Below are 477 nucleotides of genomic sequence, written 5' to 3' on the forward strand. Positions count from 1 at the left end.
ACCTGGAGATGAGGAACAGGATCAGGCTGGCCTGCAGGAAGTAGCCGGCGGTCCGTGGCGGGTAGCCCAGCACCTCCTCCGCGTACAGGATGGTGAACGACCAGGTCGCCACCTGCGCGGCGATGTTGAAGAACTGGGCGACCACGCCGAAGCTGTAGTGCCGGTTCTTCAGCAGCCGGGAGAAGACGCCCTTCTGCGCGTGGGGATGGGCACCTGCGACCTCGTGCTCGTGCACCTCGAGCGGGTTCTCCATCTTCGTGAAGAAGATGACGATCCAGATCAGCACCAGAACTGCGGCGATGCCCAGGTACGGGCCGAGCACCAGGGAGAGGTCGCGCTCCTGGGAGTCGACGAGCGCCTGCCCGCTCAGCCCGGCCCGGTCCGCGTCACTGGTCAGCCGCGGCAGGATCAGCGCCGTACCCAGCAGCACGCCGATGTTGGCGCCGACCGGGTTGAACGACTGCGCCAGGTTGAGAC

The 477-nt window shown here is 66.5% G+C and carries 1 protein-coding gene; it reads right to left on the reverse strand.

The window, feature by feature from the left end; genetic code table 11:
• A partial coding sequence (locus D7Y13_RS46295) for an MFS transporter (protein ID WP_167508824.1) occupies positions 1-477 on the reverse strand: 477 nt, incomplete at both ends.

It is taken from the genome of Corallococcus praedator, from assembly GCF_003612125.1.
GTDB lineage: Bacteria > Myxococcota > Myxococcia > Myxococcales > Myxococcaceae > Corallococcus > Corallococcus praedator.